This is a genomic window from Phaeobacter gallaeciensis DSM 26640, from assembly GCF_000511385.1.
GTDB lineage: Bacteria > Pseudomonadota > Alphaproteobacteria > Rhodobacterales > Rhodobacteraceae > Phaeobacter > Phaeobacter gallaeciensis.
In genome coordinates this window covers 2,962,218-2,979,176 of record NC_023137.1, presented here as the reverse complement: position 1 = coordinate 2,979,176, position 16,959 = coordinate 2,962,218, and the positions used below count along the sequence as shown (strand labels likewise).

Annotated in this window: 15 protein-coding genes and 2 riboswitches; of the genes, 11 read left to right on the top strand and 4 right to left on the bottom strand. The window is 61.1% G+C overall.

Annotation, left to right across the window (positions count from 1 at the left end):
- The first annotated feature begins 134 nt into the window (after positions 1-134).
- The 8 genes from GAL_RS14430 to queF all read left to right on the top strand — a co-directional run bounded on the left by GAL_RS14430 (position 135) and on the right by queF (position 9,486).
- Positions 135-1,586: a glutamine synthetase family protein gene (locus GAL_RS14430; protein WP_024098304.1), complete on the top strand. Its 1,452-nt coding sequence runs from the start codon at positions 135-137 to the stop codon at positions 1,584-1,586.
- 123 nt (positions 1,587-1,709) lie between these two features.
- Positions 1,710-1,815, top strand: a riboswitch (glycine riboswitch).
- 1 nt (position 1,816) lies between these two features.
- A riboswitch (glycine riboswitch) is annotated at positions 1,817-1,885 on the top strand.
- A gap of 268 nt (positions 1,886-2,153) precedes the next feature.
- Complete coding sequence (gene gcvH, locus GAL_RS14425; protein ID WP_024098303.1) at positions 2,154-2,516, top strand: glycine cleavage system protein GcvH; 363 nt, start codon at positions 2,154-2,156, stop codon at positions 2,514-2,516.
- 141 nt (positions 2,517-2,657) lie between these two features.
- Positions 2,658-5,507 (top strand): aminomethyl-transferring glycine dehydrogenase, encoded by a 2,850-nt coding sequence (gcvP, locus tag GAL_RS14420; protein ID WP_024098302.1) that lies wholly within the window; start codon positions 2,658-2,660, stop codon positions 5,505-5,507.
- Positions 5,508-5,650: 143 nt separating this feature from the next.
- Positions 5,651-6,889 carry an acyl-CoA dehydrogenase family protein gene (locus GAL_RS14415; RefSeq protein WP_024098301.1) on the top strand — a complete coding sequence of 413 codons (1,239 nt, stop codon included), beginning with the start codon at positions 5,651-5,653 and terminating at the stop codon, positions 6,887-6,889.
- A 262-nt stretch (positions 6,890-7,151) separates the two neighbouring features.
- Complete coding sequence (queC, locus tag GAL_RS14410) at positions 7,152-7,850, top strand: 7-cyano-7-deazaguanine synthase QueC (protein WP_024098300.1); 699 nt, start codon at positions 7,152-7,154, stop codon at positions 7,848-7,850.
- Positions 7,850-8,203 (top strand): 6-carboxytetrahydropterin synthase QueD, encoded by a 354-nt coding sequence (gene queD / locus GAL_RS14405; protein WP_024098299.1) that lies wholly within the window; start codon positions 7,850-7,852, stop codon positions 8,201-8,203. The genes queC and queD overlap by 1 nt, the downstream gene beginning before the upstream one ends.
- Positions 8,200-8,997, top strand: a complete 798-nt coding sequence (gene queE, locus GAL_RS14400) for a 7-carboxy-7-deazaguanine synthase QueE (protein WP_024098298.1) — start codon at positions 8,200-8,202, stop codon at positions 8,995-8,997. The genes queD and queE overlap by 4 nt, the downstream gene beginning before the upstream one ends.
- A 24-nt stretch (positions 8,998-9,021) precedes the next feature.
- A complete protein-coding gene (gene queF, locus GAL_RS14395; RefSeq protein ID WP_024098297.1) occupies positions 9,022-9,486 on the top strand; it encodes a preQ(1) synthase in 465 nt (154 codons plus the stop codon).
- Between the two features lie 306 nt (positions 9,487-9,792).
- Here queF and GAL_RS14390 read toward each other — a convergent pair whose 3' ends face one another.
- Both GAL_RS14390 and truA read right to left on the bottom strand, forming a co-directional pair.
- Entirely contained in the window at positions 9,793-10,476 is a 684-nt protein-coding gene (locus GAL_RS14390) for a PAS domain-containing protein (protein WP_024098296.1), read from the bottom strand.
- Between the two features lie 141 nt (positions 10,477-10,617).
- Complete coding sequence (gene truA, locus GAL_RS14385; RefSeq protein WP_024098295.1) at positions 10,618-11,391, bottom strand: tRNA pseudouridine(38-40) synthase TruA; 774 nt, start codon at positions 11,389-11,391, stop codon at positions 10,618-10,620.
- Between the two features lie 145 nt (positions 11,392-11,536).
- Between truA and GAL_RS14380 the strand changes: the two genes are divergently transcribed.
- Genes GAL_RS14380 through GAL_RS14370 form a run of 3 tightly spaced genes read left to right on the top strand, consistent with a single transcriptional unit; the run spans position 11,537 to position 14,552 of the window.
- Positions 11,537-12,952 (top strand): YcjX family GTP-binding protein, encoded by a 1,416-nt coding sequence (locus GAL_RS14380; RefSeq protein ID WP_024098294.1) that lies wholly within the window; start codon positions 11,537-11,539, stop codon positions 12,950-12,952.
- Entirely contained in the window at positions 12,949-13,488 is a 540-nt protein-coding gene (locus GAL_RS14375) for a GNAT family N-acetyltransferase (RefSeq protein WP_024098293.1), read from the top strand. The genes GAL_RS14380 and GAL_RS14375 overlap by 4 nt, the downstream gene beginning before the upstream one ends.
- Positions 13,485-14,552, top strand: a complete 1,068-nt coding sequence (locus tag GAL_RS14370) for a YcjF family protein (RefSeq protein WP_024098292.1) — start codon at positions 13,485-13,487, stop codon at positions 14,550-14,552. Before GAL_RS14375 ends, GAL_RS14370 begins: the two co-directional genes overlap by 4 nt.
- 102 nt (positions 14,553-14,654) lie before the next feature.
- On the opposite strand, the gene GAL_RS14365 is transcribed toward GAL_RS14370, so the two are convergent.
- Both GAL_RS14365 and GAL_RS14360 read right to left on the bottom strand, forming a co-directional pair.
- A complete protein-coding gene (locus tag GAL_RS14365) occupies positions 14,655-15,065 on the bottom strand; it encodes a group III truncated hemoglobin (protein WP_024098291.1) in 411 nt (136 codons plus the stop codon).
- Positions 15,066-15,159: 94 nt separating this feature from the next.
- Positions 15,160-16,725: a pentapeptide repeat-containing protein gene (locus GAL_RS14360; RefSeq protein ID WP_024098290.1), complete on the bottom strand. Its 1,566-nt coding sequence runs from the start codon at positions 16,723-16,725 to the stop codon at positions 15,160-15,162.
- Between the last annotated feature and the right edge of the window lie 234 nt (positions 16,726-16,959).

Genomic DNA, 16,959 nt, shown 5'->3' with positions numbered 1-16,959 from the left:
TAGTTCAAGCTTAAATTATCCATTTGCATAACAGAATTGTGGCAGAGGGTGTGCTATGGGCGTCATCGGACGCAACGTCACTGTTGGCGGTGAAGATTTCGAAGGCGTGGACAGGAAGAGGGTCGGATTCCAAGATGACAACATCGCTCAACAAGGGCGCGCTGGCGCGCAATGGGCTGCTTTCGGATCAGGCCTGTCATGATGCAGAGATGGCGCTTGCGCAGTGCGAGGCGGCGCGGGTGGAAACCGTGCGGGTGCTGTTTGCTGATCAACATGGCATTCTGCGTGGCAAAACCTTGGTTGCCGCCGGTCTGCGGTCGCTGTTCGAGCAGGGGATCGCGGTGCCCTCAACGCTGCTGCTGAAAGACACCGCGCATCGCACTGTCTTCCCGGTGTGGAGCGAAAACCCGGAGGAGGTGGTCACACCGATGCAAGGCGCCAGTGACGTTCTGCTGGTGCCACGCCCGGAGACCTTTCGCGTGCTGCCCTGGTCGCCGCATTCGGCGTGGATCTTCTGTCATGTAGCCTTCCACGACGGCGCGACTGTGCCCTTCGGTTCGGCCCATGTGCTGGAACACGCGGTGGCAACCCTGGCGGACCAGGGGCTTCAGACGGTGGTCGGGTTGGAGGTCGAGTTCCAGATTTTTGAGCGGGTCGACCCTGCGTTGGGCCACGCCCAGCAGGGCATGCCAGGGGCACCTGTTGAGACGCGTAACCTCGTCCAGGGGTATCAGTATCTGACCGAAACCCGCTACGCTGAGGCCGAGAGCATTCTTGATGCCTTGCGCCGTCATGCGCAGGCGCTGGGCCTGCCGGTGCGCACCGTGGAAATCGAGATGGGGCCGAGCCAGTTCGAGTTCACCTTCGATCCCGCTGACCCGATGACGCAGGCAGATGCTATGGTGACGTTCCGCACCATGGTAAAGGAAGTCTGCGCGGCACGCGGGCTGCACGCCAGCTTCATGGCCAAGCCCCGGCAGGATCACGCGATGGCTAATGGCTGGCACATCCATCAATCGCTGATCGACACCATGAGCGGACGCAACCTCTTCATGCCAGAGGTCGCAGGTGAGCTCACTCCCGAAGCCAGCGGGTGGATCGCGGGATTGCTCACCCATGCGGAGGCCGCCTCGCTTCTGGTGGCGCCAACCGTGAACAGCTACAAACGCTATCTGCCCTATCAACTGGCCCCCAATCGGGTGCAGTGGGGCGAAGACAATCGTGGTGCGATGCTGCGGGGGCTGATGCGGCCCGGTGATCCCACCAGCCGGATCGAAAACCGCGCGCCTGACAGCACCGCCAACCCGTATTTTGCACTGGCCGCGCAGATTATCGCGGGCAATGAGGGGCTGATGGCGGGCAGGCAGGCGCCGACCCCGACTGCGTCGCCCTATTCCGACGACGCGGAGAAGCTGCCGCGCTCGCTTGGTCAGGCCTTGCAGGCTTTCTCCTCATCGGAGCTGTTTCGCAGCGCTTTGGGGGAGGATGTGGTCGACTATCTCACCCACCTGAAAGAGGTAGAGTGGGCCCGCTATCTGGACACTGTCAGCGAATGGGAGCAGGCTGAATATTTTAATCTTTACTAGCGATTATGCGCCATCGCAGCCCATCGCTTGGCGGCTGTCGGATTTGGCGATGCCAACTGTCGGAAATGCCACAAGATGGCGGCATTGCAGCTTGAAGAGAAACGATATTATTGCTAGCGTATACAGGCGTATGCGGGAGAACCAGCGCGGCGGGAATTGACCGCCGACTTTGGTGCCGAAGGAGCAACCGCCCCGGAAACTCTCAGGCCACAAGGACCGCAGGCGCAACACACTCTGGAGAGATCCTGACCACATCAGGACGCCGAAGGGATAACGATCTCAGGCAAAGGGACAGAGGGGGCATCACATCGTGCAGGCATTGCCTGCGCGTACGATTTGATGCCGGGACCATGCCACCACAGCGGATCGGACCGGCCCAGAAATGCATGGGATGGATCGGCATGGCTGCTGAGACCTCGGAAACAGAAAATGACTGCACCGGCTCCGGCTCCGGCGCTTACTGCCGACCCCATGCCGTCACAGCTTTCGAATACCACACCATGGTCGTCTGACAGGGCGACCGGATACAGACGCTGACGTCAGCGTCACCTCCAAAGGAAGAGACCGATGAAATTTACCGAAGAACACGAATGGCTGCTGCCGGAAGGCGACGATCTGATCACAGTGGGCATCACCAGCCACGCAGCCGAGCAGCTGGGTGATGTCGTGTTTGTGGAACTGCCCGAGGTCGGCACCGAAGTGTCCAAGGATGATGAGATCGTCGTGATCGAATCTGTCAAAGCCGCCTCCGATATTCTGGCGCCGCTGGACGGTGAGATCGTCGAGGTGAATGAGGCGCTGGCCGACAACCCCGGCAAGATCAACGAGGACCCGCAGGGCGATGCCTGGTTCTTCAAGATCAAACCCTCCGATCTGTCCCCGATGGACGATTACATGGATGAAGCCGGTTACAAGGACTTCATCGGTTGATCCTTCCACCCCGCCTGCGCCTCTTGCGCGGCGGGGTTTTTTGATCGCTGTTCCTGCATAGATCGCGGCAACCAGCCGCAAGATCGGGCCTGCCCGCAGCCTCCTGCTGCCTTAACCTCCTGTTGCTGAAGAGGGCGACATATGTCTTTTGAACCCACGGATTATCTGCCGTACGACTTTGCCAACCGCCGTCATATCGGACCGTCACCTGAGGAGATGGACGACATGCTCGCCGTGGTCGGCGCCAAGAGCCTGGACGCGCTGGTCGACGACACCGTGCCCGCCACCATCCGTCAGGCCGCCGCGCTGGAGTTTGGCCGCCCTCTGTCCGAACGTGAATTGCTGCATCACATGCGAGAGGTCGCGGGCAAAAACGTTCTGAAGACCTCGCTGATCGGGCAGGGCTACCACGGCACCGTGACGCCACCCGCCATCCAACGCAACATTCTGGAAAACCCGGCCTGGTACACCGCCTATACGCCTTACCAACCCGAAATCTCGCAGGGCCGTCTTGAGGCGCTGCTGAACTTCCAGACCATGATTTCAGACCTCACCGGTCTGGAAATCGCCAATGCCTCGCTTCTGGATGAAGCCACCGCCTGCGCCGAGGCGATGACCGTGGCGCAGCGGGTCTCCAAATCGAAGGCCAAGGCGTTTTTTGTCGATCGCGATTGCCACCCACAGAACATCGCCGTGATCCAGACCCGCGCCGCGCCGCTGGGGATTGAGGTGATCGTCGGCAACCCTGACAAGCTGGAGGCGGACAAGGTCTTTGGCGCGCTGTTCCAATACCCCGGCACCTACGGCCATGTGCGCGATTTCACCGATCACATCGCCCAGCTGCATGTGCATAAGGCGATCGGCGTTGTCGCGGCCGATCCGCTGTCGTTGACCCTGCTGAAGGAACCGGGCGCGATGGGCGCCGACATCGCTGTCGGCTCGACCCAGCGCTTTGGTGTGCCGGTGGGCGCTGGTGGTCCGCATGCGGCCTATATGGCCACCAAGGATGCCTATAAACGCGCGATTCCGGGCCGGATCGTCGGCGTGTCAGTCGATGCCCATGGCAACCGCGCCTATCGCCTGTCGCTGCAAACCCGCGAACAGCACATCCGCCGCGAGAAGGCGACCTCCAACGTCTGTACCGCGCAGGCCTTGCTGGCGGTCATGGCGTCGATGTATGCAGTCTTTCATGGCCCCAAAGGCCTGAAAGCCATTGCGCAGCGTATCCACCGCAAGACCGTCCGTCTGGCAAAAGGTCTGGAGGAGGCAGGCTTTAAGGTGGATCCCAGATCCTTCTTCGATACGATCACCGTGGACGTTGGCCCCTTGCAGGAGGCGGTGCTGAAATCCGCTGTGGACGAAGGGCTGAATCTGCGCCGGGTCGGCGAAACCCGCGTTGGCATCACCCTGGATGAGGTCACCCGCTCCGAAACCATCGAAGCGGTCTGGCGCGCCTTCGGCATCCGCCGCAGCGACGATGACTTCACGCCTGAGTATCGCGTGCCGCAGAACATGCACCGCACATCCGACTACCTGACACATCCGATCTTCCACATGAACCGGGCGGAAACCGAAATGATGCGCTACATGCGCCGCCTCGCAGATCGCGATCTGGCGCTGGACCGCGCGATGATCCCGCTGGGCTCTTGCACGATGAAGCTCAACGCCGCCGCCGAGATGATGCCGCTCAGCTGGCCGGAATTTGCCAATATCCACCCCTTTGCGCCTGCCGATCAGATGCAGGGCTACGCCGAGATGGTCAGCGATCTGTCGGAGAAACTGTGTCAGATCACCGGCTATGACGCGATTTCCATGCAGCCGAACTCCGGCGCGCAGGGCGAATATGCGGGCCTTCTGTCCATCGCGGCCTATCACCGCGCCAACGGGCAGGGCCATCGCAACATCTGTCTGATCCCGATGTCGGCTCATGGCACCAACCCGGCCTCTGCCCAGATGGTGGGGTGGAAAGTTGTGGTGGTTAAATCCGCCGATAACGGCGATATTGACCTCGACGATTTCCGTGAAAAGGCTGAGAAACACGCCGAGAACCTCGCAGGGTGCATGATCACCTATCCCTCGACCCACGGCGTGTTTGAGGAAACCGTGCATGAGGTCTGCCAGATCACCCATGATCATGGCGGTCAGGTTTATATCGATGGCGCCAATATGAACGCCATGGTGGGCCTGTCCCGTCCCGGCGATCTGGGCGGCGATGTGAGCCACCTGAACCTGCACAAGACATTTGCCATCCCGCATGGTGGCGGTGGCCCCGGCATGGGTCCGATTGGGGTGAAGGCCCATTTGCAGCCGCATCTGCCGGGTCACCCGGAAACCGGTGGTCAGGAGGGGCCGGTCTCGGCCGCGCCCTTCGGCTCTGCCTCCATTCTGACCATCAGCTGGGCCTACTGTCTGATGATGGGGGGGGCGGGCCTGACGCAGGCGACGAAAGTGGCGATCCTCAACGCCAACTACATCGCCAAGCGTCTGGAAGGCGCTTATGACGTGCTCTACAAGGGGCCCACGGGCCGCGTCGCGCATGAATGCATTCTGGACACTCGCCCGTTCGAGGCCAGCGCCAATGTCACCGTGGACGATGTTGCCAAACGTCTGATCGACAGCGGTTTCCATGCACCAACAATGTCCTGGCCGGTTGCTGGCACCCTGATGGTGGAGCCGACAGAGTCCGAGACCAAGGCCGAGCTGGACCGGTTCTGCGAGGCCATGCTGTCGATCCGCGAGGAAATCCGTGCGGTCGAGGCAGGGGAAATGAACGCAGAAAACAACGCGCTGAAAAACGCCCCTCACACGATGGAAGACCTCGTGAAAGACTGGGATCGCCCCTATTCCCGCGAACAGGGCTGCTTCCCGCCGGGTGCCTTCCGGGTCGACAAATACTGGCCGCCGGTGAACCGCGTCGACAACGCCTACGGCGACCGCCATCTGGTCTGCACCTGCCCGCCGATGGAAGACTACGCCGAGGCGGCAGAATAAACCGCTTGCAGACGGGCCCTTCGGGGCCCGTTTCGTTGTCCCGCTGCGTGCAACCGCCCGTGACGTCCCGTCACGCGGCTGGACAGCGCCGCAATCTACGCGCCATGCTGCGGTCAAACGAAACAACCACATGAGGCGCCGGGATGGACATGAACTTGGGAATGCGGAGCGAAAACCGCGCGCTTCTGGACCGGGTGGCGGCGATGATCCGCGACGAGATCATGCCACTGGAGGCCGAGTATCACGCCGAAATCGGCAGGGGCGACCGCTGGCAATACACCGACCGGCAGGCCGAAATCCTTGAAGGCCTGAAAGCCAAGGCCAAGGCGCAGGGTCTTTGGAATTTCTGGCTCACCGACAGCGACAAGGGCTTTGGCCTCTCCACCGTGGAATACGCCTATTTCGCTGAGGAGATGGGTAAAACGCCGCTGGGGGCGGAGGTCTTCAACTGCTCCGCGCCGGATACCGGCAATATGGAGGTGTTCGAACGCTACGGCACCGAGGCGATGAAACAGCAATGGCTGGCGCCGCTTCTGCAGGGGGAGATCCGCTCGGCCTATCTGATGACGGAGCCGGATGTGGCCAGCTCTGATGCCACCAATATCTCCATGTCCTGCGCGCGCGATGGCGATGACTATGTACTGAACGGCGAAAAATGGTGGGCCTCCGGTGCCGGGGACCCGCGCTGCAAGGTCTATATCGTCATGGTGCGCACCGGCGGCGACGACCTGCCCAAACACAAGCGCCAGTCGATGATCGTCGTGCCTGCGGATGCGCCGGGGATCGAGGTGCTGCGCCCGATGGAGGTCTACGGCCATGATGACGCCCCCCACGGCCATATGCATATCCGCTTCTCGAATGTCCGTGTTCCGGCAGATCATATGCTGCTGGGAGAGGGGCGCGGATTTGAGATCGCGCAGGGCCGCCTTGGGCCGGGACGCATTCACCACTGCATGCGCGCCATTGGTCAGGCCGAAAGCGCGCTGGAACAACTCTGCCGCCGCTCACTGTGCCGCGAGGCCTTTGGCAAGCCACTGGCCCAGCTTGGCGCCAACTACGACATCATCGCGGAATGCCGGATGGAGATCGAAATGGCCCGTCTCCTCTGCCTCAAGGCAGCGTGGTATATGGATCAGGGGGACCCCCGCGCCGCTGCGCCCTGGATCAGCCAGATCAAGGTGGTCGCGCCCCGCGTCGCGCTGAAGGTGATCGACGAGGCGGTGCAGATGCATGGTGGGCAGGGGATCAGCCAGGACACGCCGCTGGCGCAGGCCTGGACCCATGTGCGGACCTTACGTCTCGCCGATGGTCCTGACGCCGTCCACCGCAGGCAGGTCGCGAGGGCTGAACTTAAGGCCTATAGCCAGGAAAATCTCGGTTAACGCTCTGCCCCGGCCCCTCGCGGAGCGTTGGGAAAACGAACCTCTGAAATCACTTTCAGGCGCTCTCCACTCGGAGAGCGCTTTTTATTTTGATACTAATGCTATGAAAATAAACCAAAAACCGCATAACGCCAAAGTCGATCACCGCAGATCCTGACGTCGCGGAAATTTTCTGTGGATATCTTGCCGTGGTTAACGGCAGTCGCTATACGCACGCCTTCCGGTCGCAGCCTACCCGGATATCAAAACAAGGACTGAAAACTTGAAAACACTTGTCATCTGCTCGGGCGGGCTCGATTCCGTGTCCCTTGCCCATATTCTGGCTGCCCAAGGGCAGCTCTCGCGTTTGGTGTCGTTCGACTATGGACAGCGTCATCGCAAGGAACTCGATTACGCCGCCGCCTGTGGGCAACGGCTTGGGGTTCCCCATGAAATCATCGACATGCGTTCGATCGGCGCCGCGCTCAGCGGCTCTGCATTGACCGATGATATCGATGTGCCGGACGGGCACTACGCCGAAGAGACCATGAAGGTCACGGTTGTGCCCAACCGGAACGCCATCATGCTGACCATCGCCTACGGGATTGCCGCCGCCAAGGGCGATACAGCCGTGGCAACGGCGGTGCATGGCGGCGATCACTTCATCTACCCGGACTGCCGCCCGGCCTTCACCGACGCCTTTGATGCGATGCAGCGCATGGCGCTGGATGGCTATGCCGATGTGTCGCTGGTGACACCTTTTGTGCATCGCTCCAAAGGGGACATCGTTGCCGAAGGTGCGGCGGTGAACACCCCCTTTGCCGAGACATGGTCCTGCTACAAGGGCGGTGAGCATCACTGCGGGCGCTGCGGCACCTGCGTCGAACGCCGCGAGGCCTTTGATCTGGCGGGGGTAGAGGATCCCACGGTCTACACGGATCCCGACTTCTGGCGCACCGCCGTGCAAGAGGGGGCCGCCTGATGTTTCGCATCACCAAGGAGTTCCACTTCTCCGCATCGCATCAGCTGTCGCATCTGCCGGACGATCATCAATGCGCCCGGCTGCATGGGCACAATTATATCGTGGTGATCGAACTGGCGGGCGCGGAACTGAACAGCGATGGCTTTGTGCGGGATTATCACGAGCTGGCACCGCTGAAGAACTACATCGACGGCAGCTTTGACCACCGCCATCTGAATGATGTGATGGAGGGGCCCTCCACTGCCGAAAACATGGCGCGCCATTTCTATGATTGGTGTGCTGCCCGCTGGCCGGAAACCGCCGCGGTGCGGGTGTCCGAGACGCCCAAGACCTGGGCGGAATACCGACCATGACCGACGTTTTGATTCCGCGCGCCGTGCGTGCGACGGCTGACACCTCATCTCTTGCGAACAGGCCGGAGGTTGGCCGGTCAGCGCCGACAACCCTGCGCATCGCAGAGATCTTTGGCCCGACCATTCAGGGCGAAGGCGCGCTGATCGGTGAACCCACTGTGTTTGTCCGCGCAGGGGGCTGCGACTATCGCTGCAGCTGGTGTGACAGCCTGCATGCGGTGGACAGCCGCTACCGCGACACCTGGGCACCAATGGATACGGAGGAAATCTGGCAGGAGGTGACCCGCCTCAGCGGTGCTCAACCACTGACGGTCTCGCTATCAGGTGGCAACCCCGCAATCCAGAACTTCGCGCCGCTGATCGCTTTGGGCAAGGAGGCAGGCTATCGCTTCGCCTGCGAGACTCAAGGTTCCATCAGCCAGCCTTGGTTTGCCGCACTCGATACGCTTGTGCTCAGCCCAAAGCCGCCGTCCAGCGGGCACCGCGTGGACTGGCAGAAGTTCGACCATTGTCTGGCGGCCGCCAAGGGCTGTGATCAGATCGTGTTGAAAATCGTGATCTTCGATGACTGCGATTACGATTGGGCCAAGGCTGTGGCAAACCGTCAGCCTGACCTGCCGCTCTATCTGCAGCCGGGCAACCCTGAGGTTGATCCCGAAACACCGGTGGATCTGACCGCCGCCACCGAACGGCTCCATTGGCTGATCGAAAAAGTAACCGCCGACCGCTGGTTTGCCCCCCGTGTGCTGCCGCAGCTGCATGTGCTGGTCTGGGGCAACAAACGCGGCGTCTGAACGCGCGGAGCGAGGAGACACAAGATGACTGATGATATTTATAAAGACCTGAAACAACTGGGCGGTGCTACGGTGATGCCCACAAGCCCGGAAGAGGCTGAACTGGAGCGGGTGCCCAACCCGCAGGCGGATGTGGCTTACAACATACGCTTCACCGCGCCGGAGTTCACATCGCTCTGCCCGATGACTGGCCAGCCCGACTTTGCCCATCTGGTGATCGACTACGTACCCGGCAAATGGCTGGTGGAGAGCAAATCCCTGAAGCTCTTCTTGGGATCCTTCCGCAACCACGGGGCCTTCCACGAGGACTGCACGGTCTCCATCGCGCGTCGTCTGGCCGATTTTCTGGAACCGCAATGGCTGCGCATCGGCGGATATTGGTATCCGCGGGGAGGTATTCCGATTGATGTGTTCTGGCAGACTGGCCCGCTGCCTGACGCGATTTGGATCCCAGATCAAGGGGTGCCCCCCTACCGCGGCCGGGGATGATGAGCTGGCGCCTAGGGTCAGGACCCATTAATCCTGCATCGCTGGCGCGCGAACGGCAAAAAATGCAGTGGTTTTGAGCGCGCCGGGACTGGCGGTGTCAATTCCAAGCGTTCAAAGCCACTGCTTTGCAGCGGTTCGCACGTCCGGGGGATTTGGCTGATTTTGCCTCTGAGCTGCGTCACACTTCCTTGAAATAGAACCACTATTCCTGCGGATCTGTTCCTTGTCAGAGACAAAATTAGTCAAACCAGAGGTGCAGGATTAATGAGTCCTGACCCTAAGGCGTAGTGATCTTAAGTCAGGCCGTCAGGCCTGACTTTGACGCGGCTTCAAAAGCGAGTCTTGCAGCATTGCAGAAGCACCGATATCGGCATTTTCGGCACCGAGAAGATTGCCGCGATGGCGATTGAAATAGAGATCAATCCGACTGTAGAGCGTATTGCGCCGCATCTCCCAACATCGCAGGAGCGCCTTGCGCGCATAATCTAGCAGCTCATCCTTCTGGTCCTCCAAACCATGCAATTCGGCGGCATGCTTAGGCTCTTGGCGATCGGGCGAATTGGCCCTTCCCTGATCGGAAGCGGCCTCAGCTAGCGCAAGCTTTGGCTGCAGTGTGGATGACAGCTCCGGTGACAGCATGAAATGGCAGCCCAACAACACAACCCTCCCTGGCGTAACGGTGATCGGGTCAATATAGGTCAAACATTCGAAGGGATGCCCATTCGCATCATAGTTCCAGAGAGTGCGCCGGATCCCTTTACAGCCGTCGCGGGCTATTTTTAGCTCACTGATCGTACTTTGATCCACTGCTGGGCCGTCGAACAAAGGGCAGGGGCGATCAATCACCTGATCAGCTTTATAACCAGTTGCCTTTTCAAAGGCTGAATTCACAAAAGACAGCTCCAGCTCGTCTGCCTCCGGATCGATCAGCGACAAGGGCAACGAAGAATACCGCAGCAGACTGCCCAGAAGAGTCATTTCTTTACCCATGTATTTACCTGCTTATTCTCGACCCAGATCCAAAGAGAAAACGCATGTGGTAACGATTGGTTCCCGGTGGCGAGCGAAAATATGAACAGGTGGTCCTGATCTGGCCAGAGCCGTCAAATCTCCTATGGCTCGGAAGTTTAGTTACGCGACACCAAAGGGGTTTGCAGGATAGCCCACGCGCGCCAGATAGAGCCCGTGACCGGGACAGACCGGTCCGCAGGCGGAGCGATCCTCGGCCTCAAGCGCGGTTTTTACATCCTCGGGGGCCCAGGCTCCCGCGCCGACCCGCTCCAGCGTACCGACAAAACTGCGCACCTGATTGTGCAGGAAGGACCGCGCCCGCACATGGAAATGGATCTCCGGCCCCGAGAAGCCCTGCACCCGCTCCACCCGCAGCTCATCCAGTGTCTTCAGCGGGCTGGCCGCCTGACAGATCGACGATCGGAAGGTGGTGAAATCATGCTGACCAATCAGATGATTGGCCGCCTCCTGCATCGCATCGACATCCAGACCATGATTGAGCTGCCAGACCTGTCCGGCCTCATGGGTTGCCGGGGCGCGCCGGATCAGGATGCGAAACAGATACTGCCGCTCAACCGCAGAAAATCGCGCGTGCCAGTCACCGTCGACACGGGCGCAATCGACAATGGCCACGGGTGCGGGTTTCAGGTGGAAATTCAGCGCCTCTGACAGGCGGAAGGGATCCCAAGCCTTCACCATATCGCAATGCGCAACCTGACCCAGACCATGCACGCCGGTGTCCGTGCGCCCCGCCGCCGCAATCGTGTGGGGGCCGGGTTCCAGCCGCGCAAGCGCATCCTCGACCGCCCCCTGAACGGAGGGCTGATCTTTCTGGCGCTGCCACCCGGCGAAGGGCGCGCCGTGATATTCGACTTTCAAAGCAAAACGCGGCATGGGCGGGCAAGTAACGCGGCCGGGGCTGCGGCACAAGTCCCTGCCACTACTGCGCCGGGGTGGTATCAGGCCCCGCCAACCCCTATCTTGGTCAAATTGAACAAGGATCCGGTCCAACGCAGGGGCCGCAAGGCGGGGCAGACCTTTGGGATTATCATCACTGGCAGACGGAGTGTTGCGCAGCGTCGAGGGGGCGGGGGCTTCGCTATCGGAGAGCCTGTTTGAACCCTCGATCCGTCTCGGCGTCACCGGGCTGGCCCGCGCGGGCAAAACGGTGTTCATTACCTCACTGGTGGCCAATCTGATGAACCGGGGCCGTATGGTGCAGCTGTCCGCCGCGCGCGAAGGGCGGATCGAGACGGCGTTTCTGCAACCCCAGCCGGATGATACCGTGCCGCGCTTTGACTATGAAAACCACCTTGGCGCCCTCACAGGTCCGCGCCCCTATTGGCCCGACAGCACCCGGGCCGTGTCTGAGCTGCGGCTCAGCCTCAGGGTCCAGCCCAACGGGTTGCTGTTGGGCTTGCAGGGGCCGCGCACGCTGCATCTCGATATCGTGGATTACCCCGGCGAATGGCTGCTGGATCTGGCGCTTCTCGACAAATCCTATGCCCAGTGGTGCGATGAGGTGCTGACCCGCATCCGTGGTCGCTCGCAGGCGCAGACGTTTCTGGATCTGGCGCAGAAGGCCGACGCCACCGCTCCCCATGATGAGCCGCTAGCGCAGGATCTGGCGGCGGCCTTTGCCGCCTATCTGCAAGCCGCCCGCGCCGCTGGCTACTATGACTGCACACCTGGGCGCTTCCTGCTGCCGGGCGATCTGGCGGGTTCGCCGGTGCTGACCTTCGCGCCGATCCCATTGTCGGACAGCGCGCCGCGCCGGTCTCTGCACCGCGAGATGGAGCGCCGCTTTGAGGCCTATAAATCCAAGGTCGTCAAACCCTTCTTTCGCGATCACTTCGCCCGCATTGATCGGCAGGTGGTGCTGGTTGATGCCCTGAGCGCCATCCATTCCGGCCCCCGCGCGGTGGAGGATCTGCGCCATGCGATGACCGACATCCTCGCCGCCTTCCGTCCGGGCCGGAACGGGTTTCTGCGCCAGATCCTGCGCGGCAAACGGGTGGAGAAAATTCTGTTCGCGGCGACCAAGGCCGATCACCTGCATCACCAGCAGCACCCCCAGCTGACCGCCATCATCGAGGCGCTGACCCGCGACGCGCGGGACCGCGCCCGCTTTGCTGGGGCGGAGACGGCGGCCCTGTCGCTCGCCGCCCTGCGCGCCACGACGGAGGAGCTGCGCAGCCACGACGGGAGCGATTTGCCTTGTGTGCGCGGTACCCTTCTGGACAGCGGCAAACCCGCCGCCTTTTACCCCGGAGAGCTGCCGCAGGACCCTTCACATCTGTTGACCCCGGCTCGTCAGGGGGCCGAAAGCTGGCTCGATGGCGACTATCAGGCGATGGCCTTTGCCCCGGCACCACTGACCCTGCGCCCCGGCGATGGCCCGCCTCACATCCGTCTGGACCGGGCGGCGGAATTTCTGATCGGAGATCGCCTATGACAGCCTCATCCCCGCCCATCCTGCGCGCCGCGCGCAGCACCGATGCCGGCAAGATCGCCGAGATTCTGCACAGTTTCGAGGTTGATACCCCCTGGATGCCCAAGCAGCACACCGGGGCCGAGGCGATCAGCTTTTGCGGCACCATGATTGATCGCGGCTGGGTCACCATCGCGCAGATCGACGGGCGGGTAGAGGGGTTTCTGGCCCGCGACGGCGCGGAGATCTGCGCGCTTTATGTGCGTGACACGGCGCGCGGGCAGGGGCTTGGCCGCTTGCTGCTGGACTATGCCAAATCGGTGCAGTCGCCGCTCCAGCTCTGGACGTTTCAGGCCAACGAGGGCGCGCAGCGGTTCTACCTGCGCGAAGGTTTTGTCGAACAGACCCGCACCGATGGCGCGCGCAACGACGAAGGGTTGCCGGATATTCAATACATCTGGCCCGCACCTTGGCCAAAGCCTGAAGCCAAACCCAGCGCAACAGAAGCGACAAAACCCGCTGCCAGCAAACTGAACCGCCCGGAAAAGGACACGCCATGAGCCGCAAGGACGCCGTCCTCTTCGACCTCACAGACAGCGCCACCGCAGACGAAATCCCGGATGTGGCCAGCGCGCCGTCGGTCCCGGATCTGGACGGTGCCAGCAGCGACCTGCCACAGCCCGCGCTGGCGCAGGCCGCCGTACTGGCCAACCGGCGCCCCTCGCGTCTGGCGCGCTGGTTCTGGGCCTGTCTGACAGCGCTGATCGGCGCCGTGATCTCGGTCGCGGCCTGGGAGTTTGTCACCGGCCTGATTGACCGCGTGCCGCTCCTGGGCTGGGCGATCACCGCAGGCTTTGCCGTGGCCGTCCTTCTGGCTCTCCTGATGGGGCTGCGTGAACTCGCGGCTCTGTCGCGCCTGCGCCGGGTCGAGAGCCTGCGCACCGCGCAACCGCTGCTCTCAGCGGACCCGACCGACCCCGCAGCAGGCCAGACCGCTGATGCCACCGCTGATCTGAAGGCCGCGCGCAGCTATGTCGCGGGGTTGGAACGGTTTTACCAGGGGCGCAAGGATCTCACATGGGGGTTGGCCCGACTGGCCGAGCGCAAGAGCGACATCATGGACGCCGACGCGCTGCTGCATCTGGCGGAGGCGGAGCTGCTCGCGCCGCTGGATGCCCGCGCCCTGCGCGTGGTTGAGGGCGGCGCCCGGCAGGTCGCAACGGTCACTGCGCTGGTGCCCTTGGCGTTGGCCGATGTGGTGACGGCGCTGGTGACCTCGCTGCGGATGATCCGCCGCATCGCCGATATCTACGGTGGGCGCTCCGGCTTCTTCAGCTCTTGGCGGCTCACCCGCGCGGTGCTCGCCCATCTGGTGACCACCGGCGCTGTCGCCGTTGGCGATGACCTGCTGGAACCGGTGCTTGGCGGATCGATCCTCTCCAAACTCTCCCGCCGCTTCGGCGAAGGACTGGTGAATGGCGCGCTCTCCGCCCGCGTTGGCATCGCCGCCATGGAAGTCTGCCGTCCGATGACCTTCTCCAAGGCGCAGAAACCCCGGACCCGCAAGGTTATCCAGCGCGCCCTCACTGGCCTCTTCACCAAGGACTCCAAGCCACCCGCCTGAGGCTCATGCCCCGCATGAGCCACGCCCAAGGCCGCGAGGAAGCGCTGGCCCCGCCAGCCATCTGCGGGCGGGGGAGCTCCTGTGCCCGCGCGGATCAGACGATCAGAACAGCTTTGGCGGTGCGTCTTTTGGCTGGCGCATGGCGACGATTCCGGTGCGAAACCCCTCGCCGATGCGATCCGCCAGGGCGCCCCATTGCAGCGCCGTCCGCTCTGGCAGTTCCGCCTGCAAAACCTCGTGAAACACCCCCAACCAGATCGCAAAATGCTCTGGCTTCACATCCGGCCTGCTGACATGCACCCGCATCGGATTGCCGCTATAACATTTCTCCCGCAGGATGGCATTGCGCCAGAACCGGGTGATCAGCGCCTCATGCTCGGGCCAGTCCGTGACATGCGCCGAAAACACCGGCCCCAGCACCGCATCTGCACGCACGCGGGCATAGAATATATCCACCACATAGGCGATCTGCTCCGCCGTAATGTCAAACCGCGCGAGGGCTGTCTGGGTCATGTGAACTCCACCTTTCCACCCCGTCGCTACACCAGAGCGCGCCCCCGGTACACCCGCCGCGCGGGGCAATCCCTGCGACCAATTGTGCGACTTTTTACCGTGGCAATCCTGTTTCACCGTCTTCCTCAGGCAATCTCTCGTAGGTTTGGCCCCAGGCCTGCACTGCGTCATCAAATGCAAAATCGTCTAACCTTTCATCGACCCAATGGTCCGGTCGCTCTCCACTTGTCAAGGTGACGGAGCCATCCCCAAAGGTGCGATGAGGGTCAAAAAAATGCAGCGCAGCGGAGGAAACCGTCGCATTCCTGAAAACAACGGCGCTCCATTTGCGCGGAACGCGTCTACGGGCTGGTTTCATTTCCCCGCTGAGCATGTAGTCCAGCATGCCTTGGAACCTAACTGAGTGGAGAAGAGGCCGGATCAGTTTGAAATGGTTTTCTGAACCTGGTGTCGAGTCGATTTCGAAAAGGGTCCTATCGATATGAGTCTGATCAAAATATGTACAACTATAAGAACATCTGACCAAAGAACTTGAACTCAGCTGAGCATGGCTGAAGTCTGTGTGATGGAGCTTCGCGAAGTCGAGTGTTGTGTCGCTTAGAATCCCTCGCGTTACAACTGCTCCTGTCAGGTTGCAGTGAGAGAAATTGGCTCCGTTCAGATAGGCTCCTTCCATACGCGACTCGAAAAAACTGATGTGTGAATAATCGCCATCGGTAAAATCCGCTCGCTGAAGATTGCAGCGTGACAGCGTCGGACGGTAACCATGCCGCCTTTCGTGCTGGATCTGTTCAGGGGTACGGCGCCCGAGGATCTTGATTGCAAAAGCGATGTCGGAGCGAGGGCTTGGTATCTCGAAAACCCTTTTGTGGATATCCGTGTACTCAGACTCGGGCAGATCATCCGGAGGTGAAATCATATGGTTATTTTTCATACGGACGAAACGACCTTCGGCAACATTCTCGGCGGTGCTCAGCGGTGAATTATTGCAGACATAGGCGCAGAGAATGTCCATGACCAGAAGGTGGTCCCGGCCGCGATCATACGTGATCGAATCACGTGATATGCGCTCCAACGCAAGCAACCCACCAATACGGACTTCGATGTTTGGCTCGGTAACTTCCTCGATGACTGGTTTTGGTGTTGCTAGTATCTGCGAAAGCGCGGATCCGACTTCACTAACCTCATTACCAATGACGCGTTTGATGGTTTTTTCTGCACCAAGCTGTTCCACAGCTTTGGTGATGCGGTCCGTCATATGGTTCTGTTCGGCGGTTCGGGTCTGACGCTCATTTGCCCAGCCGCGCAACAGTGCCAAGGGGGCGCCAACTAAGCCTCCGGTGGCAGTCACCAGCCCCACAAAGGCAAGCACATGCCAACGCAGGTCGACGCCAGTATCTGGCGGGAAATTCCCCGATAAAAGCCAGAGTGCGGGAACTGTCTGGAACAGGAGAAAGGCCCAGATCGGCAGCACGCAGAGTCCATAAATCAGCAGAGCACTGTTTCCGGTCCAGCGGTGTCTCCTCTGTTTGTAGGTTGGCACGGATATGGCGTACCAGGCGAGTAGCAGGAGACCAACAAGGCCGGCTGTCGCCAGAAGCATTGTTAGTTGATGATGCGTGAAGGGAAGCGAAATAGTAACGGCATCAGTTGAGGGCATACGTTTGATAGCTCAATGATTTTGAAAGAATGCTGATAGCATCGCGCACCCTCATACGCATGCCAACCTCTATCTGCCGCTTTACCCTCCCGCCGCTCCGCCCTATAAGGCCTCCATGTCCCATGTTGCGGCCATCATTATTCGAATTATATCCCCGGCGCTCTGACCACGTGAGCCGCCGGGCAAAGGTGCTTGAGCCATCGCACCGAACCGAATATCCCAAAATACGACCAG

Excerpts from the sequence above, each read along its gene's own strand:
- GAL_RS14430 (WP_024098304.1), top strand. The coding sequence starts at position 135 with ATGACAACATCGCTCAACAAGGGCGCGCTGGCGCGCAATGGGCTGCTT.
- gcvH (WP_024098303.1), top strand. The coding sequence starts at position 2,154 with ATGAAATTTACCGAAGAACACGAATGGCTGCTGCCGGAAGGCGACGAT.
- gcvP (WP_024098302.1), top strand. The coding sequence starts at position 2,658 with ATGTCTTTTGAACCCACGGATTATCTGCCGTACGACTTTGCCAACCGC.
- GAL_RS14415 (WP_024098301.1), top strand. The coding sequence starts at position 5,651 with ATGGACATGAACTTGGGAATGCGGAGCGAAAACCGCGCGCTTCTGGAC.
- queD (WP_024098299.1), top strand. The coding sequence starts at position 7,850 with ATGTTTCGCATCACCAAGGAGTTCCACTTCTCCGCATCGCATCAGCTG.
- queE (WP_024098298.1), top strand. The coding sequence starts at position 8,200 with ATGACCGACGTTTTGATTCCGCGCGCCGTGCGTGCGACGGCTGACACC.
- queF (WP_024098297.1), top strand. The coding sequence starts at position 9,022 with ATGACTGATGATATTTATAAAGACCTGAAACAACTGGGCGGTGCTACG.
- GAL_RS14390 (WP_024098296.1), bottom strand. The coding sequence starts at position 10,476 with ATGGGTAAAGAAATGACTCTTCTGGGCAGTCTGCTGCGGTATTCTTCG.
- truA (WP_024098295.1), bottom strand. The coding sequence starts at position 11,391 with ATGCCGCGTTTTGCTTTGAAAGTCGAATATCACGGCGCGCCCTTCGCC.
- GAL_RS14375 (WP_024098293.1), top strand. The coding sequence starts at position 12,949 with ATGACAGCCTCATCCCCGCCCATCCTGCGCGCCGCGCGCAGCACCGAT.
- GAL_RS14370 (WP_024098292.1), top strand. The coding sequence starts at position 13,485 with ATGAGCCGCAAGGACGCCGTCCTCTTCGACCTCACAGACAGCGCCACC.
- GAL_RS14365 (WP_024098291.1), bottom strand. The coding sequence starts at position 15,065 with ATGACCCAGACAGCCCTCGCGCGGTTTGACATTACGGCGGAGCAGATC.
- GAL_RS14360 (WP_024098290.1), bottom strand. The coding sequence starts at position 16,725 with ATGCCCTCAACTGATGCCGTTACTATTTCGCTTCCCTTCACGCATCAT.